The 22,726-nt window shown below is 52.9% G+C and carries 20 protein-coding genes; 11 read left to right on the top strand and 9 right to left on the bottom strand.

From position 1 onward, the window contains the following. Window positions 1-826: TolC family protein (locus tag EJP87_RS04645; protein ID WP_227657454.1), on the top strand; the 826-nt coding region annotated here is incomplete at its 5' end. 381 nt (window positions 827-1,207) lie between these two features. Next, entirely contained in the window at window positions 1,208-2,008 is an 801-nt protein-coding gene (locus EJP87_RS04640) for an SCO family protein (RefSeq protein WP_130470698.1), read from the top strand. 214 nt (window positions 2,009-2,222) lie between these two features. Here the strand turns inward: EJP87_RS04640 and EJP87_RS04635 are convergent, their stop codons facing one another. The 5 genes from EJP87_RS04635 to EJP87_RS04615 form a co-directional block, all read right to left on the bottom strand. Next, window positions 2,223-3,452 carry an MFS transporter gene (locus EJP87_RS04635; protein WP_130470697.1) on the bottom strand — a complete coding sequence of 410 codons (1,230 nt, stop codon included), beginning with the start codon at window positions 3,450-3,452 and terminating at the stop codon, window positions 2,223-2,225. 10 nt (window positions 3,453-3,462) lie between these two features. Continuing rightward, a complete protein-coding gene (locus EJP87_RS04630) occupies window positions 3,463-3,894 on the bottom strand; it encodes a chromate resistance protein ChrB domain-containing protein (protein ID WP_130470696.1) in 432 nt (143 codons plus the stop codon). A gap of 29 nt (window positions 3,895-3,923) precedes the next feature. Then, complete coding sequence (locus tag EJP87_RS04625; RefSeq protein WP_130470695.1) at window positions 3,924-4,475, bottom strand: DUF2148 domain-containing protein; 552 nt, start codon at window positions 4,473-4,475, stop codon at window positions 3,924-3,926. Between the two features lie 148 nt (window positions 4,476-4,623). Continuing rightward, window positions 4,624-5,586 carry a chromate resistance protein ChrB domain-containing protein gene (locus EJP87_RS04620; protein WP_130470694.1) on the bottom strand — a complete coding sequence of 321 codons (963 nt, stop codon included), beginning with the start codon at window positions 5,584-5,586 and terminating at the stop codon, window positions 4,624-4,626. After that, window positions 5,583-6,518, bottom strand: coding sequence for an ROK family protein (locus tag EJP87_RS04615; RefSeq protein WP_130470693.1), 936 nt, complete (start codon window positions 6,516-6,518; stop codon window positions 5,583-5,585). The genes EJP87_RS04620 and EJP87_RS04615 overlap by 4 nt, the downstream gene beginning before the upstream one ends. Window positions 6,519-6,679: 161 nt before the next feature. Between EJP87_RS04615 and EJP87_RS04610 the strand changes: the two genes are divergently transcribed. Further along, window positions 6,680-8,311 carry an SUV3 domain-containing protein gene (locus tag EJP87_RS04610; protein WP_130470692.1) on the top strand — a complete coding sequence of 544 codons (1,632 nt, stop codon included), beginning with the start codon at window positions 6,680-6,682 and terminating at the stop codon, window positions 8,309-8,311. A gap of 120 nt (window positions 8,312-8,431) precedes the next feature. On the opposite strand, the gene EJP87_RS04605 is transcribed toward EJP87_RS04610, so the two are convergent. The 4 genes from EJP87_RS04605 to EJP87_RS04590 form a co-directional block, all read right to left on the bottom strand. Continuing rightward, window positions 8,432-8,611, bottom strand: coding sequence for a rubredoxin (locus EJP87_RS04605; RefSeq protein ID WP_130470691.1), 180 nt, complete (start codon window positions 8,609-8,611; stop codon window positions 8,432-8,434). After that, window positions 8,608-9,627 carry a cyclic di-GMP phosphodiesterase gene (locus tag EJP87_RS04600; protein ID WP_130470690.1) on the bottom strand — a complete coding sequence of 340 codons (1,020 nt, stop codon included), beginning with the start codon at window positions 9,625-9,627 and terminating at the stop codon, window positions 8,608-8,610. The genes EJP87_RS04605 and EJP87_RS04600 overlap by 4 nt, the downstream gene beginning before the upstream one ends. Window positions 9,628-9,701: 74 nt before the next feature. Next, complete coding sequence (locus EJP87_RS04595) at window positions 9,702-10,886, bottom strand: phosphoglycerate kinase (protein ID WP_130470689.1); 1,185 nt, start codon at window positions 10,884-10,886, stop codon at window positions 9,702-9,704. Between the two features lie 78 nt (window positions 10,887-10,964). Then, complete coding sequence (locus EJP87_RS04590; protein WP_130470688.1) at window positions 10,965-11,510, bottom strand: ubiquinol-cytochrome C chaperone family protein; 546 nt, start codon at window positions 11,508-11,510, stop codon at window positions 10,965-10,967. A 135-nt stretch (window positions 11,511-11,645) separates the two neighbouring features. Here EJP87_RS04590 and EJP87_RS04585 point away from each other — a divergent pair, with 135 nt between their 5' ends. The 8 genes from EJP87_RS04585 (at window position 11,646) to EJP87_RS04550 (ending at window position 22,516) form a co-directional block, all read left to right on the top strand. Further along, entirely contained in the window at window positions 11,646-12,179 is a 534-nt protein-coding gene (locus EJP87_RS04585) for an outer membrane protein assembly factor BamE (RefSeq protein ID WP_130470687.1), read from the top strand. Window positions 12,180-12,186: 7 nt separating this feature from the next. Beyond that, a complete protein-coding gene (locus EJP87_RS04580) occupies window positions 12,187-12,903 on the top strand; it encodes an MTAP family purine nucleoside phosphorylase (protein ID WP_193771139.1) in 717 nt (238 codons plus the stop codon). Next, the gene (locus tag EJP87_RS04575) at window positions 12,900-14,165 is read left to right on the top strand and encodes an amidohydrolase (RefSeq protein ID WP_130470685.1); all 1,266 of its coding nucleotides are present in this window, start codon (window positions 12,900-12,902) and stop codon (window positions 14,163-14,165) included. The genes EJP87_RS04580 and EJP87_RS04575 overlap by 4 nt, the downstream gene beginning before the upstream one ends. A 2-nt stretch (window positions 14,166-14,167) precedes the next feature. Next, window positions 14,168-15,907 (top strand): adenylate/guanylate cyclase domain-containing protein, encoded by a 1,740-nt coding sequence (locus tag EJP87_RS04570; protein WP_130470684.1) that lies wholly within the window; start codon window positions 14,168-14,170, stop codon window positions 15,905-15,907. After that, a complete protein-coding gene (locus tag EJP87_RS04565) occupies window positions 15,904-17,184 on the top strand; it encodes a CHAT domain-containing protein (RefSeq protein WP_227657453.1) in 1,281 nt (426 codons plus the stop codon). The genes EJP87_RS04570 and EJP87_RS04565 overlap by 4 nt, the downstream gene beginning before the upstream one ends. Further along, entirely contained in the window at window positions 17,099-19,126 is a 2,028-nt protein-coding gene (locus EJP87_RS04560) for an ATP-binding protein (protein WP_193771138.1), read from the top strand. Before EJP87_RS04565 ends, EJP87_RS04560 begins: the two co-directional genes overlap by 86 nt. A gap of 387 nt (window positions 19,127-19,513) precedes the next feature. After that, a complete protein-coding gene (locus EJP87_RS04555) occupies window positions 19,514-20,728 on the top strand; it encodes a 6-phosphofructokinase (RefSeq protein ID WP_130470681.1) in 1,215 nt (404 codons plus the stop codon). Window positions 20,729-20,740: 12 nt separating this feature from the next. Beyond that, window positions 20,741-22,516: an HD-GYP domain-containing protein gene (locus tag EJP87_RS04550; RefSeq protein WP_130470680.1), complete on the top strand. Its 1,776-nt coding sequence runs from the start codon at window positions 20,741-20,743 to the stop codon at window positions 22,514-22,516. Window positions 22,517-22,726: the final 210 nt, after the last annotated feature.

The raw sequence follows: 22,726 nt of genomic DNA, 5'->3' as shown, positions 1-22,726 counted from the left end.
CACCGTTGATATAGAAAAAGCAGGTCATTATCCGATGTTGGATATGCAGGCAACCGCTTTGACCTACCATGGTGGCAGCGATACCAGGATTGATGGTTCCAATCAATATAGTGTTTCTGTGCAATTGACTGTACCATTGTTTTCAGGAGGGAAGGTGTTTTCACGAACTCGCGAGGCATTGGAGATGAAAAATGCGCGTGAGGCTGATTGGCAAAAGGTGGATAAACAGGCTTTGCGTGAAATCAAGCAGGCCCATCTCATGATGAACAGTGCCAAAGCAACGGTCTCTTCCTCGGAGGCAGCCTATTCGTTCTACAAGCAGGCTGTGAAAGGTATGGAGGAGGAGTTTGCAGCAGGTTTTCGTACCGTCATCCAACTGTTGGAGCTGCAAAATCAACTGTTTCGTTCCGAGACCGATTTGGTGAAAACCCGTTATGAATTGATCTCTTCGCAATATCAACTGTTGCAGACCATCGGTCAGTTGACCCCAGAACGGTTGGCTTTGCCAGAGTGGCAGGAGCCATTGACAAAGGCTGGTGCAGAAGCTGCGCCATCGACTGTTTTGGATCGGTTGTTGCAATCTTTGCAAGAGTTTTCTCCTTTGGCGGGAGAAGAGCAGGTGGCGCGGAATAGCACTCTTGAGAACAAAGATAGGCAAGTTGGGCGACCCTCTACTGTTACGCCCCTTCTCTTGCAACGCAGTGAGCGTTTGCACAGTGCGCTGAAAGAGGAGACGACAAGGAGTTCTCTGGATGAGGAGGGGATTCTGCTTGTCCCTGGGGCGGAAGTCAATTTGCGCGCCAGTAAACGTCTGCAATTTCATTAAGACAGTTGGTAGAGGTTCCTGCAAAGCTTTGCGTAACTATTCACCACCCGAAACATCTGGGGGTCCAGGGAGGGCACCTCCCTGGCCGGGTCCAGGGATGGAATCCCTGGGATTTTGCTTTTTAATCTTTTGCCTTTGGCGCGCCTTTCACAACAAGCCGACGCGCTTTTTGCGTCGGCGCGGCGCGCCTAATGGAAGCAAGCTGAGCGGATTGGCGCGCATTTTTGCGCCAATCCGCTCAGCATCCCCATGGGGGTAGAGTTGGCGAGCCAGCACGAATCTGAATAGTTACAGCTCTACTGGCACTATTTGGAGAGTGGGCAGATTTTATATTTGAGCGTTCATGGGTTGGGTTCACGCAGAAGGAAAGGATAGTTGTTGATGGGGCAAAAGCTCTCTTTATGGTCAGTGGCCATGTTGGCAATGGTTATCTTTGCTGCGACGGTTCTTGGTTGGCGTTGGCTGCATACTTCTGCCGATGGACCGTTATTTCCGGTGGGATTATCCAATGCTGTTTTGCCGTCGCCGCGTCCCGTGCAGCCATTTACCCTGTTGGATCATAACGAAAAGCCTTTTACCTTTGAACAATTGCGCGGGCATTGGACCTTTTTATTTTTTGGCTATACCCATTGTCCTGATATTTGTCCGATGGCCATGGGGGTTTTGGGGGATGTTTTTCGTCAACTGCAGGAAAAAGCGCCAAACAATATAGTCAACAGTCAGGTGCTTTTTGTCTCGGTAGATCCAAAACGGGATACTCCGGCACATATCCGGCAGTATGTGCAATTTTTTAATAGTGATTTCAAAGGTTTGACCGGTACAGACGAGCAGATTCGTGCCTTTGCTTTTCAGATCGGGGCAACCTATTTTACTGCCGCTGATTTTCGTGATGTCAGCAAAGGAGAAGCTGGCAAAGAGGCGGGTGGCAAAGGGGAAGCCAACAAGGAAGAGACAAGCAAAGATACTGGCAAGGAGAGTGTCTCCTCTTCTGCAAGTGCAAAAAGCAGTCAAGATGATTTAATCAGTCATACCAGTGCCATATTTTTGTTGGATCCCCTGGGACGTTTGACGGCTATGTTTCCTGAGTATAACAACGCCGAAAAAATTGCTGAAGAGTATGGCAAAATTCGTGAATATGTCCGTTCCAGGCGTTTGTATGGAGAGGCCTCTTATAACCGATAGGGTGCACAGAGTGGCAGAAAGAGGGCATTGCTCAGCGTTGGTTGGGACTGATCGTCACCTGTTTTTGCAATGACTCTCTTTATTGTTGGGATTGTCTGCTCTTTTCCTGTTCTGCAGTGGTTTTTGCTGGGATTCTCTATCTGTTGTGCAGAAGTTTTCCCTGTCGCTGGAGCGAGTTAAAGCCATCCCTGCCGTATCAATGCCCTCCAACTTATCATTTTTGTAGTGTTTCAGGAGGGGTATTCTGCAGATCCTGTCCATACCAGGCAAACCAGAGAGTGCCCAGCATGCCAAAAAAGGTGGCGATTTGAAAGGTGGGAGCAGCCCCCCATTGCCAGAGTATGGCCCCAAAAATGGCGCCACCAGCGACAAAAATATCGCGAATCAGATAATAGAGCCCAAAAAAAGTTGCCTTTTGTCCTTCCGGGGCCAACTCCATAATCATTGTCTTTCTGCTCGGTTCGCCAAACTCTTTCAAGCCACGGATGATAAAAGCAAAAACCAGAGGCCAGAAAGATTGACACTGGCTGAGTAGAATGGGAAAGGCGGTAAAAAAGAGGAAGGTTATCAGGACAAACCATTTTTTTCCCCAGCGATCGGACATCCAGCCTACCGGGATATAGAGCGCCATGGCGGTGACCATTTCAATGCTGGTCAGCAGAGCAAATTCAACAGCAGTTACCGGTTCGGCAATCAGTTTCATGCACCAGATGACCACAAAGGCATAGGGAATCTGTTCGCAAAAGCGCACCAGAATATCGGCGACCAACAGTTTGCGCAGGGAGGTTGGCATGAGTGGCCAGAGGCGGAAAGGATTTTTTTCCTGACTGCCATTGGGAGCGGGAGTGTCGGATTCGAGCAGGCGGTATTGCAGGAAGAGCGAGAGGCTAGCCAGAAGAAAGGCGATCAGAAAGGCAACCCGAACGCCATCTCTCTCTCCCAGCCAGGAGATGCAGGCTCCCCCCAGCAGAGGGCCGAGAGCCATGGGAACACGTTTGACCATGGCATGGACAGAGGCGCCCATGGTGCGTTTATCCATGGGCAGGACGGTATTGAGCAGGCTCATGGTTGCCGGCAGAGAGATGGCCGACCAGGAGAGAAACAGTATTGCTCCGACAAAGAGTGCCTGCCAGGTGGGAATCAGGAACACCAATAAAAAACCCAGCATGCTGAGCAGATTGAAAAAGAGCAGCGAGCGCTTGACTCCCCAGCGGTCGGCCAGATAGCCGCCTGGGAGGGAGTAGAGGGCGCCGAGAAGATTTTCCATGGCATTGAGCAGCCCCACAGCCAGGGTGGAGCCGCCGATGGCCAAGAGATAGATAGGCAGATAGCGGTCGGCCATCCGTTCCCCCAGGCCAACCAGAACCACCATGGCCAATAATCCGGCTACACTGCGACGCAGGCCAAGAAATTCGGCCACTCTGGACCATCGGGAGTGGGGCATAAAAAATCCTTTACTCTTTTATTGTTTCCAGACGGCACCAGGCATAGAGTGCATCATAGACTTCAAACTGTTTTTGCAGGTTGACGGCATCATCAGGAAAGCGCACACCAAAACCGACAGCGATAGCCTCCAGACCACGGGCATAGGGATCTTGATTCAATTGACCGGTATCGGCGGCATTGACAATTTTTGCCAAGCGTAACAAAGCTTTGTCGGTTAGTCCATACTCCCGAATCAGCACGGAAAAGGTGCAGAGTTCGCCATCATGATGATATTGGGCGCCCGGGGTGTCAAAGGAGATGGCTCCTTCCCGTTCGGCGACTGCCAATACCTGGCTTTTGGGTACAAAGAGAAATTTGGCCTCTGAGTCGATAAAGCGCAGAATCAGCCAGGGGCAGGCAACGCGATCGACATGGACGTGAGAACGGGTAACCCATTGCATGATAAGGACTCCTTTATGGTCAATTAGGGTCAATGTTTGGCGGTGGGACGGTCAAAGAAGATATTTTTACCAAACACACCGATGGGAATGCCCATGACCACATCGGCATCAATCAAACCCAGGGCGCGTGCGGCGGCACCTACCCTCTGTTGTACACGATTATCGATATTAAGGAGGCTGGCGGTTTTGGCTGCCGAGGCCAGTGCCGCACCGATATCCATCATGCGCATGATGCAATGCGGACCGGTATAGCCCATCTCTTTTACCTGTTCTTGGCGAGCGGCGCTGAATTCTGCACAGGTGGGATAGCCACAGCCCCCACAGTCATAACCCGCAGTGGTAAAACGTTTCAGGCCCACCAAGACCACGGCATGGGTGGCCGCAATGTTGGCGGCATCGCGGCGCCAATAGGCTTCATTGGTGCTGTCCGGGGCATAACTGAGCATATGGTTGCTGAGGCGCTGCAGCTCTACGTCATCGCTGATGACGACAATTTCCAAAAAATCCTTGCCACCCGCTTTGGGGGCAGTGCGCATGGCCGCAGCCATCAATTGGGCGGTCATCAGAGAGGCTTCTTTCATGGGTGTGTCTCCGGCATAAGCTGAAGAGAGAGAAATAGTGTAGAGGATGTTACAATAGTGTAATGATCATTGCAAATAGTAATTGTGTGCCGTGTGCGTTTGTTGGCAATCAGGAAGAAAATTTTTGCGGGTAGGGGAGGAGATTGAATTACAGGCTTTCTGCCGCGCTGTAGGATTGCAAGAGGGCATCAAAGATGTGTATGGCCTCCTGCAAGAGCTGGTCATCATCGCTGTTTTGTCGGCGCAAGCCATCCAGGATACGCTCCAAGCCGGCAGCCTCTGGTATATTATTGCCACCGGCATCCAAGCCATGCACCAGATGGCCGATTTGGCGCAAGGCGGGATATTGTTCCAGGGCAAAAGAGAGCATCAGGGTTTCAAAGGTAACCAAACCATTGGTATGGGTGAAGGCAGCCCCATCATAATCAAAGCCGACCGCCTCTTCTGGACAAAGAGAGGGGTCGGAGAGCCAGAGAAAGGTGGCTTGCGGATCGATAAAGCGCCGGATCAACCAGGCAGAGGCCAGGCGATCGATCCAGAGTGATTGCCGTGTTGCCCACACTCTACCCTGATAGGAGCTGCGCTGCAGAGGGAGAATGGCTCCCTGGATCGATCCTGGTTCGCCAGGGGTGAGAATGCGTTCGATACTCTGTTGCAGAGCAAGCAGAGCTGTTGCTGTTTGCTGTTGGCTGCTGTCCGGAAAATAGTCAATCCGTTTGAGTTCAGTAAAGTTGCGCTGCATCCGTTTGCTGAGTTTTTGCAGGGCGCTGGCAGAGAGGGTCGGGAGGTTGGTAAAGCTGTTTTGTATCTCTTGCAAGAGTTGCGCAAACTCTTCAGTGCGTGCAAAGAGCGCACGCAGTTGCCGCTCCTGACTGCTGTTACTGCTGGTGGTGCGCAGCAAATGGGCGCTCCCCCCCTCCTGGAGCACCTGCTCGGCCAGCGAGGGAAGCAGTTCTGCCTGTTCTGCATGTTCCGGCAAAAGATAGACTCCATCGCGCACGATCCCACATCCCACATTTTTCAAAGCGCGCCACACCCGGATGCGCACGGCGGCATGGGCACTGGGAAGCGTCAAAATCAACATCAACCAGTTGCTGAGTGTGTCGGTCATGGTGTTCTACCGTTTGACCCTTGGCCGGGAGAGGGCCACAGCCAAGCGGCACCTCGCACTCCGCTGGAGTCGCCATGTTTGGCTGGCAACAGGCGAGTCTCCACACTGTCGGAAAAGATATAGGGTTGCCACAGAGTGGGTACGGTTTTATACCAGCGCTGCACATTGGCCAGACCACCACCGAGAACGATGGCATAAGGATCCAGCAGATTGATGACACTGGCCAAGGCGCGTGCCAGCCGTTGTTCATAGAGCTGCAGCGAGGTTTCGGCACAGGGATCCCCCGCTTCTGCTGCCTGGACAATGGCGTGGCTTTGCAGCTCCTGGCCACAGCTTTGTCGATGGTGACGCATCAATCCAGGGCCAGAGAGAAAGGTTTCAATACAGCCCAGGCGGCCACAGTAACAGGGATGGCCGGGCAGCTCCTCATTGGTGGGCCAGGGGAGGGGATTGTGTCCCCATTCGCCGCAGATGGAGTTGACTCCTTGCAACAGTGCACCTTGTACTGCAATACCACCACCGACTCCCGTACCGAGAATGACGCCAAAGACGATAGGCGCTCCGGCAGCAGCGCCGTCGGTTGCTTCCGAAAGGGTAAAACAGTCGGCATCGTTGGCCAGACGAATCGGACGGGCCAACAGTTGTTGCAGATCAGCGGCCAGATCCTCTCCAATCAGGCAGACCGAATTGGCATTTTTGACCCGTCCGCTCTGCAAGGAGAGCGCCCCAGGAATACCGATACCGACTGGCAATCCTGGCTGCCTGACCGCGGGATGAGACTCCATGCGTTTTACCAAAGCAGCGATGGCTTGCAGGGTGGCGGCATAGTCACCTTGCGGGGTGGCAAGGCGTTCGCGGAGCAGAATCTCTCCCTGTGGGTGCAAGAGAATCGCCTCTATTTTGGTACCACCCAAATCTATGCCGATACGCATGCTGTTTCTCCACTGCGGGACAGGCGCTGAAGCTGTTGCTCTCCGCCATAGTTGCCATGAACCGATGACAGAGTGGCAACAGCAGAGTAGACTGGCGCCTTCTACCATAAATGACCGCTTTTTAGCACGGTTTATCATAAAGGACAGCCCCGCATATCACCATGGATGCCAACAGAAGCCATCATCAGCAGAGTAGACGTTTGCCTAACGATCTACAGGTTTCCGTGCGTCATTCGGCGCGTTTGGAGAAAAAGCTTTCGGCGGCAACGCGGATTCTCGAATTTCATACGCTGTTTCCGGCGCGGGAGATGCGTCGTCATTTTACCCTTTTTTTGGGACCGACCAACTCTGGAAAAACCTATCAGGCATTAAGAATATTGGCAGATGCCCGTTCGGGAAGTTATTTGGCTCCTTTGCGTTTGTTGGCTTTGGAGGTGGCGGATACGCTCAACTCCTGGGGTGTGCCCTGTCACATGATCACTGGTGAAGAGCGGATTGAGGTGGATGGTGCCTTGCACAGTGCGCGCACCATAGAAATGATGTCCACCCATTTGCGCCAGGATGTGGTGGTGATTGATGAGGCGCAGATGTTGGGCGATGCCGACCGTGGTTGGGCCTGGACCCAGGCCATTTTGGGGGCACGTGCTGAACGGGTTTGCATCATCGGTGCGCCAGAAGCGCAACCGGCTATCGAAAAATTATTGCGTTTGACCGAAGAGCCTTATGAGGTGATCCATCTGGAACGTTTGGCCCCTCTGCAACCGTTGTCAGCGCCTGTCATGAAATTTTCGGCATTGGAGCCGGGTACCGCCTTGGTTGCCTTTTCGCGCGCTGCGGTATTGGGTTTGAAAGAGCGTGTGGAACAACAGACCGGAGTTCGGGTTGCTGTCCTGTATGGCGCCTTGCCGCCAGAGGTGCGCCGGCAACAGGCGGAACTCTTTGCCTCTGGCCAGGCGCCCTATCTGGTGGCAACCGATGCCATTGGTATGGGGTTGAATCTGCCGATCCGTACCCTGCTCTTTGCCGAGGACCAAAAATTTATCGATCGGCGCAAACATCCTCTGACACCCATGGAGGTGCGACAAATCGCCGGACGGGCAGGGCGCTATGGCAAAAATGAGGTGGGTTTTGTCGGTACTTTCCGCATCGCCGACGAGCATATTTTGCATGCTTTACATACCCCACCACATGCCATTCATCGGGCCCATTTGGCGCCCACTCCCGATCATTTATGGGCCCTGGCCAATTTGCAGCGCCAGGATAAAAAACCCTCATTGGCGCGTCTGTTGCTGTTGTTTGCCCAGGCAGTCAAACCCGATCCGGCAGTTTATGAGGTGGCATCACTGGATGATCAGATTTTTCTGGCGCAGATTACCGATCGTTATCCGGGATTGGCCATGGAGCTGCGTTTTGTCTTGGCCAATGCCCCGGTTCCTTTGCGGGCCCTGGCGGCGGTATTGGCCTTTGAACGGATGGTGCGCAGCGTTGCCCATAACCATATCTTGACTTTGGATGAGGTGGTACCTCTTTTCAGCGAGGATTTTCCGGCCTCCCTGGACAGTCTGGAGACCGCCATGCGCGTGGTGGATCTCTATTGCTGGTTGCACTATCGTTTTCCCGAACAGTTTCCCGAATTGGCAGATGCGCAAGAGAGGCGGCGCTCGATCAACCGGGAAATCAGCCGCCTGTTGCGCCAAATTGCCAAACCAACCACAGTTGTGCAGCAGTTGCCCCATAAACCTCCTTTCCGTCGCCAGTTTCGTCCTCGGCCACGACGGAAACCTTCATCTTGAAAGCGCTGTGAGGGATTGCCGGTGAAGTGGATTGTTGCTGCTTACCCAGGCAAAAGGTTTCCGCATCTCCAAGAGGTCAGAGGTTGCAGTGCCTTTATGGTGCCCTGTCTTCTGGTCTGTTCACGAGGCTGTTGTTTCCTGTAGCGAAAAACTGACCTTGCGGGCTCCGCAATCCGGGCAGAGCCACTCTTCATCCAGTTCAGCAAAAGCGGTTCCAGGGACAACCCCACTTTCTGGATCACCTTTGGCGGGATCATACAGATAATCACAGACATTACAGATCCATTTTTCGGCGCTCATTTTTTCTCCTGTTTGCTGAACAGCATCACAAAATCTTGAAAAATTTCCTTATGGAAATGGTGCAGCATTTCGTTGCGCATGATACTCAAAGCCTGGAACGGGGTCATGGCCTCTTTGTAGGAGCGTTTGGCGGTCAAGGCATCATAGACATCGGCGATACAACAGATGCGTCCATAGACATGAATCTCTTCCCCTCGCAGACGCAAAGGATAGCCGGTCCCATCGTCCCGTTCATGGTGTTGCATGGCAATGATGCGGCACTCTTCACTCAGTTGACTGGTCTCCTGCAATATTTTAAAACTTTGAAAGGGATGGATGCGCATCCGTCGCATTTCATGTTCATCGAGGCGACCCGGTTTGTTGAGGATCTCCAAAGGGACACGAATTTTACCCAGGTCATGGAGAAAAAAGCCGGCTCCCAATTCACGCATGTCGTGGCCGGTCTCTTTGCGAAACAATTTTTTTGCCAGACAGATCGACAAGGTGCCCACATTGACCGAATGGGTATAGGTATAAAAATCATGGCTGGTGACCTTAAGCAGGGCATTGGCTGTATCATCATCTTCCAACACCATATCGACCAGGGAGCCGATGGCGCTTTTGCTATCCTGAATAAATTCAGCAGTGGGACTGGCAAACAGGGCCTGCATCAAGGAGCGGGCCGAATCATAGACAGCCGTGGCTTTTTCCATCGGAGACAGGGTTGTATTTGCTGCGGCCTGTTGCAGGTTTTGCCGCAATTGGCTGCTGGATGGTGCCTGGCTTGTGTCATTGGCGGAAGGCACCGGCTGTAGATCATCAGGATGGGTCATTGTGTCAATCGGCGAGGGGATCCATTTTTTGTCTGGATCAATAAAAACTTTGCCAAAGCGCAAGGAAAGATTACGAATTTGCCGTAACTGGCCAGGGTCGGTGATAAAAAACTCTTTGGCCAGTCCGGTGCCCTGAATCCATTCACTACGCAGCTTGACATACATGCCAATCGCCAACTCTTGGGTATCGACAATTTTTTCCATGGCAGCTTCTCTTTGGGGGGATCCGATCCCCCCGTAAGGCAAAATGTTGCTTGGGGCGATGAAACAAAGGTGGATCAGGCGTCGTTGAGCACCGCAATGCCCGGCAGCTCCTTGCCCTCCAACAGCTCCATAAAGGCACCCCCTCCGGTGGAGATAAAGGAGATACGGTCGGCGACCCCTGCCTGACGCAAGGCGGCATCGGTATCCCCGCCACCGGCTACAGAAAGGGCCGAGCACTGGGCGACCGCTTCGGCCAATGCCAAGGTGCCATTGGCAAAAGCCGGTTTTTCAAAGACTCCCATCGGTCCGTTCCAGACAATGGTTGCTGCTGTTTGCAGCGCCTGTTGGAAAAGTTGGATGGTAGCCGGTCCAATATCGAGTCCCATCCAGCCCTCAGGAATGGCGTCGATGCTCACAATTTGTGTGGTTGTGGAGGAGGGGGAGGTGGCGATTACGGCATCGACCGGCAGGAGCAGTTTGACCCCACGGGCTCGCGCCTGCTCTTCAGCATCGCGTGCGACTTGTAACATCTCATCTTCCACCAGGGAAGAGCCAACTGTTTGGCCACGCGCTTTGAAAAAGGTAAAAGCCATGGCTCCACCGAGCAGGATCATATCGACTTGCGCCAACAAACGTTCGATCACGGCGATTTTGGTGGAAACTTTGGAGCCACCGAGAATGGCTGCCACCGGTCGTTGGGGATGGCGGACCGCACGATTAAAATAGTTGATCTCGTCGGCCATCAATAAACCTGCTACAGCCGGTGTGACGCGCTGGGCGATGCCTACGTTGGAGGCATGGGCGCGATGGGCAGCGCCAAAGGCATCATTCACCACCACATCGGCCAGGCGGGCAAAGGCATCGGCCAGTTGCGGATTGTTTTTGGTCTCGCCCGCATGAAAGCGTACATTTTCCAGGAGGATGATTTGACCGGGTTGCAGCGCGTTGACCATCTGTTCCACCGCATCGCCTATGCAGTCTGGAGCCAAGGCAACCGGTTGTCCCAGCAGTTGCGACAACCGTTCTGCCACCGGACGCAAAGAGTATTCCGGCATGATTTTGCCTTCCGGGCGACCAAAATGGGAGGCAAGAATGATGCGTCCGCCCTTTTCCAGGGCACGGCGAATGGTGGGAATGGCAGCGGTGATACGTGTCTCTTCCCGGATGGTCCCGTTTTCAGTCATCGGCACATTAAAATCAACCCGGATGAACACCCGTTTGCCTGCCAGGTCGATCTGATCGATGGTTAATTTATTCATGAATAGTTATCCTATGCAAAATGGTCTGAAGAGGGCCGAGACAAGGTTTAACGGCCCGCACGGTCAGAAGCGTTGCCTTCACTGTTTGATAGGGGGATCAGCCAGTTGCAACATCGCTTGCGCAAATCCTGGCAGATGAGCCACTATTCTGTCAATACGCGGGTCATCGAGAGTGCAGCCATTCAAGACATTGCGGGCAATGGCGGCACCGATTGCGGTTGTAGAGCTCTCATCCCAGGCCAACAGATAGGCATTGCGGCGGCCAGTGGCATTTTGCAACAGTTTGCGCATGCGTGCGGCCAGGCGAATATCGGTGACTCCCCGGTCACGCAAACTCTCCTCCAGACTTTCAAAGGTCAGCTCCCAAAGAGTTTGCGACAGGGGGAGCTGATTGCCCATGATATGGAGATGTCGTAACAGGTTGCTGACCAATAAGATCAACAGATCAAAACGAAGTTCAAAATTGTCGGCCAACTGCAGCTCTTCGTTTTCGATGATTTGCAGAACCTTTTCGATGATGCCATCATGAATGGCCATGGCCTGACGGCGCAAAAGTGCTTCATCTGGCTCCTGGGAGGGGTTGTGGGGCAGATCTTTGGCAGAGAATCTTTTAAACCATGACATGGAAACTTTGCTCTCGCTCTTGCAGGGGTTATCATGGAAAACAGTATGAGGTTTATGGTTTGCTCAGAACCGGTAGGAGACTGAGCAGTTCCTGACCATGTTGCAGCTTATCACTCTATTGCACAGGGAACCACGATGGTCAAATGGCCCCGCTCTCTTTTCTGGTTATTTTTAGCCAGCCTGTTGTCCCTTTTATCGGCCTGTCAGGCGCGGATTCAGGAAAAAGGCACCATTATTAGTCCGCAAGCTGTGGAGCGGATTCAGGTTGGACGGACCACGCGCGCCCAGGTCAAGGAGTTGCTGGGTTTTCCGACCGTGATTAACACCGTGCGCCGGGATCGCTGGATCTATATCCAGGATAGACAATATCGCAATATTCAGCGTACCTTTGCCCGCGTGATCAACCGGGTGGAGATCACTTTTGATGAGCGGGGGATTGTGCGTGACCTTCGGCATAACTTTGCCGATGAGTTGCTGGATCCGGAAAAGATTCCAGAGGCACAAAATACCCAGCTTTGGTTTGCCTGGTTATGGGATGGGGAGTATGCCCGTCCGGCCACCGGATCCGGCAACAAGGTGCTGCCGGCCACAGAGATACCGGCTCATGCTTTGGATGCGACTCCCAAGAGCAATCCCTGGTGGAAATTTTGGTCTGCGGACAAGGAGTAGAGAGAGCGTGGCAGCACAAGGCGCACTGGGTTTGATTGGCGGCACCAGCCTGTTGGCTGCAGCACCGGTACGGCGGGCACAACGTCGCGAGGTGGAAACCCCCTATGGCCCGGTCTCTTTGTTGCAGCAGGAGAGGCTCTGGTTTTTGCAGAGGCATGGACTGGATGGTTATACTCCCCCGCATCGCATCAACCATGAGGCTCATTTGCTGGCTTTGCAACAGGTGGGTGTGCAGCAGATTTTGGCTGTCGGCTCAGTGGGCAGTTTGCGGATGGAGATTCCACCCGGCACCCTGGTGGTACCGGATGATTTTTATGCGCCACAGGTGAGTCCCAGCTTTTTTGCCGATCAACGCGGCCATCGTCCGCCCGGTTTTCATCGTGGTTGGCGCAGTGCGCTGCTGCATGCGTGGCAGAAAAGCGCTTTGCCACTGCCTGTGGATGGCGCTATCTACTGGCAAACCACTGGTCCACGTTTTGAAACCGCAGCAGAAATTCGTTTGATGGCGCCGCATGTGCATTTGGTGGGTATGACTGTCGCTTCCGAAGCCATTTTGGCCGGCGAGTTGGCTATTCCCTATGCGGCACTCTGCATGGTCGATAACTTTGCCAACGGTTTGATGGCGCAAGAGCTCTCTTATGAATCGTTCAAAGCGCAGGTTCATGCCAACGAAGAGCGCTTGTTGCTCACTTTGCAGAGGTTATTGGAGGAGTTGCTCGGATGATCTTGCAGATTGATAATGTGCATCTACCGGAACAGGGGCTTGTGTCCATCCAGGTGGCTGATGGCCGTATTCACGGATTGGGCGCCGATCTTGTTTGCCCGCCAGAAGCAGAAAGATGGGATGGAGAAGGGATGGTTTTGGTTCCCGGTTTGGTCAATGGCCATACCCATGCGGCGATGACACTGTTTCGCGGTTTTGGCGACGATATGCCCTTGATGGAGTGGTTGCAAACCCGCATTTGGCCTGCCGAAGCGCGTTTGAGCGAGGAGGATGTCTATTGGGGAACCCGTTTGGCCTGCTTGGAGATGATTCGTTCGGGTACACTCTGCTTTACCGATATGTATTGGCACTTTCCTGGTGTGGCCAGAGCGGTGGAGGAGAGTGGCATGCGCGCCTTGTTGGGTGCGGTGATGATCGATGTGGCGGGTGAAGAGCAGGCGCGCCATTGTCAGCGGATGACCGAAGAGTACTTTGAACAGGCGCAACAGTTCTCCTCGCGCATTCAATTTACCCTGACCCCGCATGCCATCTATACTGTCAGCCGTCAAAGCCTGCAGTGGGTGCGGGATTTTGCCGAACGACATCAGTTGCCGATCCAGATTCATCTGTCGGAAACCCGGCATGAGGTAGAACAGTGTCTGCAACAACAGGGTCTGCCGCCTGCTCTCTATCTGGATCAGATCGGTTTGTTGCACGAACGGGTGATTTTGGCGCATGGGGTGCACCTGAATGATGCAGAGTTGGATCGTATCGCCCTGCGTGGTGCAACCTTGGTGACCAATCCGGTCTCCAACATGAAGTTGGCGGTGGGTGGAAGCTTTCCCTATCGTCGGGCCGCGCAACGTGCCATCCCCATGGCTTTGGGTACCGATGGCGCTGCTTCCAATAATAGTCTGGATCTGTTCCAGGAGATGAAGGTCATGTCACTGTTGCAGAAGCATAGTGAACAAGATCCGACACTTCTACCTGCCGAAGAGGCTTGGGCCATTGCCACTGGCAAGCGTGCGCCGCTTTTGGGACAAAATGCTGCTCTTGCCGTGGGAGAGGCGGCTGATTTTTTATTGTTGCGTCTGGATGGTGTCGAGGTAACACCCAATCATCATCTCTATTCCAACCTGGTTTATGCCGCGACCGGTTATTGCGTGGACACGGCGGTGGTTGCCGGACGGGTGTTGATGCGCCAGCGCCAGATTGCTGATGCAGAGGAGATTGTGCAGCAAGCACGTCTTCGGGCGCAACAGATCTGTCAGATAAGCTCCTGATCATGAGTGAACCTTCGTTATTTGCCAAAGAGGAGGAGTTGCTGGCATTTGGCAACCGATTTTTGGCTGAATTTGGTCCCGACTCTGCTTTAGCCGGAGGTGCGGAAGGTAGTGCCCTGGTCGATCAGCAGCAGTTGGCACAATTATATAATGCTTTTACACAAGTTTTTGATAATTATAAGAAATTATTACAGCAAACCTCGCGCTTGATCCGTTTAAGCGACCGCACCCAGTTGCGTTTGGATACCGTCAATAAGTCACTGCGCGAGAGTCAGGCGCAGTTGGAGCGACGCAATCAATTTATTCGTTCCATTTTTAATCGCTACATGTCCGATGAGGTTGTGGAAAGCCTGTTGGAAACCCCGGATGGTCTGCAGATGGGGGGAGATAAACGGTTGGTGACCGTGATGATGACCGATTTGCGTGGTTTTACCGCTATCAGCGAAACCCTGCCACCGGAAACGGTAGTCACCATCATCAACCACTATCTGGAGCAGATGACCGAAATTGTTTTCAAATATAAGGGAACCATCAGTAATTTTCTTGGCGACGGTATTTTGATTTTGTTTGGAGCGCCCATTTTGCGCGCAGATGATGCGCAACGAGCCGTGGCCTGTGCGTTGGAGATGCAGCAGGTGATGCCGGAGTTGAATGTGCGCAATCAGGAGCAAGGCTTTCCGTCTTTGCAGATGGGGATCGGTATTCATACCGGTACTGTGGTGGCAGGCAACATTGGATCGCTCAAGCGCAGCCAATATACGGTGATGGGGCGCACGGTCAATTTGACAGCGCGTATTGAATCCTATGCGGTTGGTGGGCAGGTATTGATTTCCGAGCAGACTCGTCAGGCGTGTCAAAGTTCATTGCGTATTGATCATACCCTGGAGGTGATGCCTAAGGGGATTGATCAACCGATCATGCTCTACCAAATTGGTGGCATTGATGGTGCCTATCCTGTTTATCTGGCTGAGAATAAAGCCACGGAATATCGTGAGCTCACCACCAATATTCCGGTACAGGTGGCCTTGCTGAGCGGCAAACGGATCGATGCCATGAACTATAGTGGCTATCTGTGTGCCTTGTCGTTGCAGGGAGCCAAATTGTTAACCGATGCCCCTCTGAGCCCCTTCAGCAATATCAAACTGGCCTTGCAAGGCAAAAAAGAGGTTATTCCTGGTTTGCTGGCCAAGGTGACTGGCGGAGAGATGGAGGGCAACGCTCCTGTGGAGATTGTCTTTACTTTTGTGCCACCGCAAGCACAATCCTTGTTTCAGGCGATTCGCGAGGGTCGTTGCAATGGCTCTTTGTGGGCTGCTGCGGAAGCGATCGATGCTTCTGGGGAGCCAGAGGTCAACACGGAGGCTGCTGCACCGGAACAAGCTGCGGGTCAAGAGGCAAGAAAATCATTGCGCCGCAACATCAACAAAAAAATCATGCTCACCTTGCAGATGGAAGATGGCAGTCAGTTGTCGGTACGTGTGGGTGATTTTAGTCTGGATGGTCTTTTTTTGCATAGCAGTTGGCATCCTGAACTGCGGGTTGGTGCCACAGGGAGTTTTAGCTTGCCCTGGCATGGTCGGACAGGAGAGTTTATTTTTAGCGTCGTGCACATCTATCAACATGGTATCGGAATTCGGGTCGTCCATGACCGGGATAGCTATGCCATGGCCTTGTTGGATGGTGCTTTGGGCGATTTTTTCCTCTCACATCCCGAAAGCTGTGATGAAGTGGAGAGGGGTTGAAAAAGGGATGCGTTGTGGCCGAGCTGCATAAGTTACAGTTGCATCTGCTGCAGAGTCGCGAGAAGAAGTATCCCTATCTTGCTGTCTTGCTGTATCGGGGTATGCCGATAGCCTGCCAGGCACCTTTGGCGCATGCCTGGCATACTGTGCACCATCTGTTGGATGCCTTGCGCCGTCTTTGCAAAGCCCCGGCAGCTTTGGGAGGAGCAGCAGAGCAGGCGTCACAGCGCCGTGAGATGCTGTTGCAGAGCCTCGGAGTGGAGCTTTTTGCTTGTTGGTTGGCACCCTTTTGGTTTGTTTTGCAGCCTTTGCTGGGTAGTGGGCGCCCGTTGTTGTTTACAATCGTTGCCGATAGATTGGAGCAGTTGCTGCTGCCGTGGGAGATACTCTGTTGGCCAGAAACCCCGTGCTCTGCCCTGGATAGCGTGGTGATCTGGCGTCGCACTCTTGGTGTTGTGTGGTCACCTTGGGCAGCAGGTAATAAAGAGGCAGATCTTTGGGCGCAATCAATGGCGCCGCGCCTGACAGAGCCCGCGCCACAAGCGTTGCCTGGAGAGTGGCCGGGAGAGTTGCGGTTGCTGATTGCCGTGGCCAGACCCAGCGGTTTTGCAACACGAGTGGAGGAGTCGGCTTTATGCCGTCTGCAACAGATGCTGCAGGCAAATCCCGCTCTGCACTGTTGTTGGTTGATGGCGGCCACTCGTCAGCAACTGCGGGAGCAGATCGACCATTTTGCCCCACAGGTGGTCTGTTTGCTGGGAGCCGCTTTATTACAGGGTGAACAGGGATTTTTTGTCTTTGAAGAGGCAGATGGCAGTGCCGAGGTGCGTTCGGCAGCAGAGGTGATGCAGGAGATTGCACCTTCTGGTTCTGTGCATCTGCTGCTTTTGTTGGGCCGGGAAGAGGGTCATCCGCCTGCGGTAGCGGCAATGGCGGCCTTGAGCAGAGGAGTCGTGGCACAGGGTTTGCCTTGGGCATTGCTGGTGCCAGCAAGCGTCGAGGATCCGGGAGTGGATCTCTTTCTGACTGTTTTTTTGCAGCAACTGGTTGAGGGGGCCAGTGTGGAACACTCCTTGTTGCGGGCGCGTCACTCTGCGTCTGCAGCGGGGCAAGGGGTTTTGTGTCCGACCTGGATTTTACCGGTGCTGTTTGGCGGCACCACTCTGTCAACCTCTCAATGCGACGATCAGCATGCCTCTGTCACCCCCCTCAAAGCCCTTTCCACCACTGTTTGCTTTGACGAGCGGATGGATTGTTCCTCAGCTTGCCAATCATAGTCCTTTTCAACGTTTGTGTGCACAGTTGCAACAAGGAGAGTGCCAGACGCTGCTGTTGAGCGGCGCTCCTGGCAGTGGCAAAAGCCAATGGCTGGCCACTTTATCCTCTTTTTTGCTGGAGCAAGGCTGGCTTTTTGTGAGCGTGGCCGCGACACCCTTGCAACCTTTGAGCAGTGGTCGTCTGTTGATGGCTTTTGCCTCTTTGTTGGAGCAGCAGGGGCTGCAGACAGAGGCGGCAATGGTCAATAATGGCGCTCTTGCTTTGGAGGAGCGTTTTGCCGTGCTTTTTGCGCTTATGCAGCAGCGTCTGGCCTGTGTGGTGGTTCTGGATGGTCTGGAAACCATTTTGCAGAGTGCCAACGGACAGTTTCTTGATCCGGGGATGGCATTTTTCTGGCATGAGTGGCAAAAACGTTCGCCCTCCGCATCGCGCTTACTGGTAGCCAGTCGTCTTTTGCCTGCGGGCAATGGGGAGACGATTGCGACGGCCTGTTTGCGTCATGAACAGCTTGCGCCTGGCAGAGAAGTGCCCCAGCCAGCTTTCCAGGGATTGTTGGCACATCTGGATGCAGAGAGTCGTCAGGCTTTGCGGGCAATGACCCTTTTTCACTATCCCATGCCTGTCGATGCCTATAGGGCAGTCACCAAGTGGTCAGCAGAATCTCTCCAACAATTGTTGCAACAGTTGCACTCTCTGGCGGTTGCCCAGCCATTGCAGAGCAGCGATGGAGCCCTCTGCTGGGCACTGCATCCGCTGTTAAGGCAAATCGTGCGCACCGAGAGTGCGGAAGAGAAGCAACGTCCAGGCAAGTTGTTGACGCGAATCGGACGCTATATGTGTCGTCTGGCCGCTCAGGCAAGCGAGCAAACTGTGGCCTTGCCGCGCTGGACGGTCGCTGCAGAAGCCATTGGCTATTTTTTGCAGGCGGTTCCCTTGCGCCGTCGTAATCTGTTTGCTGAGATTATGCACTGCGCCGAACCGTTGAGTGAATATCTGCTGCAGGCGGGATATTATTGGGAGTTGGAACGTCTCCAGCGCCAATTATTGGCGGTCGGTAGTCATCCCAGGCTTCTCTATCGTTTGGCTTTGGCCTTGCTGCGCCGACAACAGGTGGAAGAGGCGGAAGGGTTATTGCGTCAGGTATGCAGTTTTTCTGAGGAGCAGTTTGGCAAGGAGCATGCCTTGGCTTTGTTTGAACTGGCAGGGTTGGCTCTGCAAGATGCTCCAGAGGTGGCCAAGGAGCGGTTGTTGCAGGCGTTGGCCATCAACCAACGGCTTGCGGAATCCTCTGGACAAGCGGTATGCCATGCTCATTTGGGACTTTGGGGGTTGCGGCAGGCAGATCATCTGTTTGCCCAGACCCATTTGCAAGAGGCACTGCTGCTCTGTCGCAAGTTGAATGATGAGCAGGGGATCACCAATCTCTTGCCGTGGACCGGGGAGTTGCACTGGCGTGTGGGCAATATTTTGGCGGCCAGGGACCATTTTCAGGAGGCGTTGCAACGGATTTGTGCCGGCAGCAACAGCGATATGGAAGCGCAGTTGCGTCACCGTTTGGCAGTGATGGATCTGGGTGAGGAAAACTATGATGCGGCTTTGGCTGGATTTGTGCGGGCGTTGCAGTTGAATCGTGCCAGTGGCAATCGACGTGGCGAAGCGGTAATCTTTTTTCAGTTGGGCCGTTTGGCAAAGGCCAAAGGAGAGGATTTTGCAAGCTTGCAATTTTTAGGTCTCAGTCAGAAAATCGGGCAGGAGTCTGGTGATCCTGATGCCGGACAGTTATTGATTCTGTTTCGTGAATTGGCGGTCACGGTGTTGCGTTTGCAACGTGTGGCTGCACAAGTGATTCTTGACGGGGTATGGCTCTCCTACTGTCAGGATCAAGGGGATTCTTTGCTGCGCCAAGTGTTTGGTGAAGAGTTGCTACAAGAGAAAGAATAGGTCATCCAGGGTAATCGCATTTGCAAACCAGAAAATTATTACGGAGGTCCAGGAGGAGATTATCTCCTCCTGGTGGGTGCAGGGCAAAGCCCTGCTGATAATGTGCGGCGTTTCTACAGAAGCGAATGCGAAGCATTCGCGCACGCCGCACCGATTTGTGCCCCGCAGGGGCACTCTTTGGGAGGGCGGATGCCCGACATGCACAGTTTCGCTTGTGGCAACAGTGAGGAAATTGGCAAATGCGATTGCCATGATAGGTCATCAAGCTTTGCTGCATGCAATGGGCGTGGCATAATATTCTTGAACAGCTTTTTGGAAAAATATTCAGCAAACGCGGTTTGAATTGTGTATAGTACAGAGATAACCGGATAAATGAGGAGGTTTATAATGAAAGCAGGGAAGGTTTTGGTTGCCCAAGGGGGCGGACCGACGGCAGTAATCAATCAGTCTTTGGTGGGAGCTGTACTGGAAGCCAGAAAATTTTCTCTTGTGGATCGGGTTTATGGTGCACTCCATGGCGTGAAGGGGATTGTCAACGAGGATTTTCTCGATTTGACGCAAGAGACAACCCATAATCTGGAGAGGGTAGCCGCCACCCCCGGATCGGCATTGGGTTCCACGAGGGATAAACCTGATGAAACCTATTGCGCTGAAATTCTTAAGGTATTGATTGCTCATAATATTCGCTGCTTTTTTTACATTGGTGGCAATGACAGCTCAGACACCTTGCGCATTGTGCAGGAGTTTGCCCAAAAGCAACAGTATGAGTTGATTACCATTCATATACCGAAGACCATTGACAACGATTTGATGGTCAATGATCACACCCCTGGCTATCCGTCGGCAGCACGTTTTGTCATCAGTGCTTTTGCGGGTCTCAATCTGGATAATCGGGCATTGCCGGGAGTCTATGTCGGTGTGGTGATGGGGCGACATGCTGGATTTTTAACGGCAGCCTCGGCTCTGGCGCGCAAATGTCGGGATGATGGACCGCATCTGATCTATATGCCGGAGCGTAATTTTGTGATTGATGGATTTTTGGCGGATGTAAAGAGAGTGTACGATCGTTACGGTCGTTGTGTCATTGCGGTCTCGGAAGGGGTGCATGATGCCAGTGGGGCACCCATTGTGACCACTCTTTCCCGGCAGGTGGAACGGGATGCGCATGGCAATATTCAGTTGTCGGGAACGGGCGCGCTGGCCGATCTGTTGACCGATACTATCAAGCAACGGTTGGGTATCAAACGGGTACGCGGAGACACTTTTGGTTATGTGCAGCGCTCTTTTCTCGGTGTTGCTTCCGATGTGGACCAGCGGGAAGCGCGTGAGGTAGGTGAAAAGGCGTGTCAATTTGCCTTGTGGCACAGCGCCAGTGGTTCGGTGACCATTCATCGTGTCGGTAACTATTCGGTAGAATATCGTTTGGATCCGTTGGTGGCGGTGGCAGGAAAGACACGTGTCATGCCGGATGAATTTATCAGTGCTACCGGGACCGATGTGACAGATGCCTTTCAACTCTATTTGCAACCATTGTTGGGTTCAAGAATGCCAGAGACCTTTCGCCTGCGGGCGCCAATCGTTCCCAAGGTGATGAAAAAATAGTGCAGAGGAAAAATGTTCAGAGCTAATTTGGAGGAGAGTGAGGGCAAATCTGCCATTGGGGAGCAGAGACGCACGCTCTACGCTATCGATGATCCGCTGTTATTGGAGAATATGGTGCTGAGTAAATCGGCCCACCATCCCGATACTGGCGTAGTGTTGTTGACGCATGGCAGCTTGTTAAGCGAGCGCATGATCCAGCAATTAAAAAAAATGGGCGTCACCAATGTCGAAGCAGAACCTCTTGCGGAGCAGTCCATCCTGGAGGCTGTTGAACAGTCCAAGGTTTATCTGCAGTCTATTGAACAGATAATATCTGTTAAAGGTCAGTCGGTCAATAATGTTGCGGTAATGATGCAGGAGATGAAGGAGTTTCGCGAACTGCGCTCCTTGATGCGGGAGCAGATGCAGAAGGTGTTTCACTATTTTAACAGTAGGGCGATTGATGGTTTGGTGCAGTTGAACAACCATCATCCCAACAGTGCCCACCACAGTATTATTACCGCTTTCAATGCCATGGCCATTGCCCGTGAGTTGGGTTGGCAGGAGGAGGAGGTGTTGGAGTTGGCGATGGCGGCCATGGTGCACGATGTGGGCAAGAGTTCGGTGCCTCTCAATACCCTGGATTGGCCGGGTCGTTTGAGTGATACGCAGTGGAAGGATATGCATCTGCATACTCTTTTTGGCGGCAAGCTGCTGCATGCAGATGATGTCAGTGTCTCTTCAATGGTGGCATTGAATCATCATGAGTGGTATGCGGCGGTGCCAGGAAAGGGCTATGGCAGTCTGACCCTGTTTCGTGAGATGGCCAGGGAGGAGCTGGGTTTGGATGTCGAGCGGTTTTTAGGTCAAGCCTCGGCGCGTAGTATTGAAATGATTCAAATCAGCACCATAGCCGATATGGTGGCAGCCTTGGAGGAGATTCGCTCCTACAAAGGGGCGTTGCCGCCGTTCAAGGTATTGGTCATCATGAACGAAGATGCGCGCATGGGTCATTTTAATCCCAAAATCTATCGGGCCTGGCATGCGACCTATTTGCGTAAGCATAAACAGTTGTTACCGAAAGGAATGCGTTTTGCGTTGCCACGGGAAAAGGAGGAGCGGGTCGAGCAAGCGGGCAAAAGTTTTATTGTGATTCAGGCTTTGGTGCGCCGTTTCAGTTATGAAGAGTTGAAGCAGTTGGGTCTGTTGCGTCGTTTGGGTAACCACTATTTTGATTTGGAAGCGATTCGCCAAAGTGATGGCATAGCCGTTGATCGCATGTTGCGTCGCGGCATGAACATAGATGAGGAGAAGTGCCGCGCTTTAGGGATCAATCTGGTAAAACCGATCAAGGTGATTCTGCCGGCGATGGAAAAAAGGTTGGTTCGAGCCGATCTTCTTGAGTTGGGTTTTTCCGAAAAAAAGCTGGCGGTTCCCAAAGTGGTCAAGGCGCTGGAGCGGGCAAAAAATGGTTTATCTTTGGCAGAGCTCAATCGCGCTGGTATCACGGTGGAAAAGGAGCTGTTGGCAGCTTTGGGAGAGCGGATCAATCGCAAGATATTTTATGACTTGGTGGTAGTTGAAGAGTTGGGATACAGCAGAGCACTGTTTGCCATTGTTCGCGAAGGAGATCGGCTGGAGGTTTTGGACAAGGCGGATGCCTATAACGATCTGGATCCTCTGCAGGATTATTTATTGAACAAAATTGGTCCGATTGAGATTGATTTCAGTGATCTGACTGTTGATATACCCAGCATGAACCATCTGGTTTGTGCCCCATATTGGCAAATCAGCACCATTTCAGAGTAGGTTTTATCTCCCAGGTGTAACTATTCACCACCCAAAACAACTGCGGGTCCAGGGATGGAATCCCCGGGATTTTGCTTTTAATCTTTTGCCTTTGGCGCGCTTGTCACACTAAGCCGACGCGCTTTTTGCGTCGGCTTAAGCGGAACTTTCGACAGAAAAAACGCGCTATTATGTTGACATCATTGTATAAAACAATGAAATCGCTTTATG

The organism is Candidatus Magnetaquicoccus inordinatus (assembly GCF_004217665.1).
GTDB lineage: Bacteria > Pseudomonadota > Magnetococcia > Magnetococcales > Magnetaquicoccaceae > Magnetaquicoccus > Magnetaquicoccus inordinatus.
The sequence above is the reverse complement of the archived record's forward strand: the minus strand, read 5'-3'. Positions and strand labels throughout refer to the sequence as shown.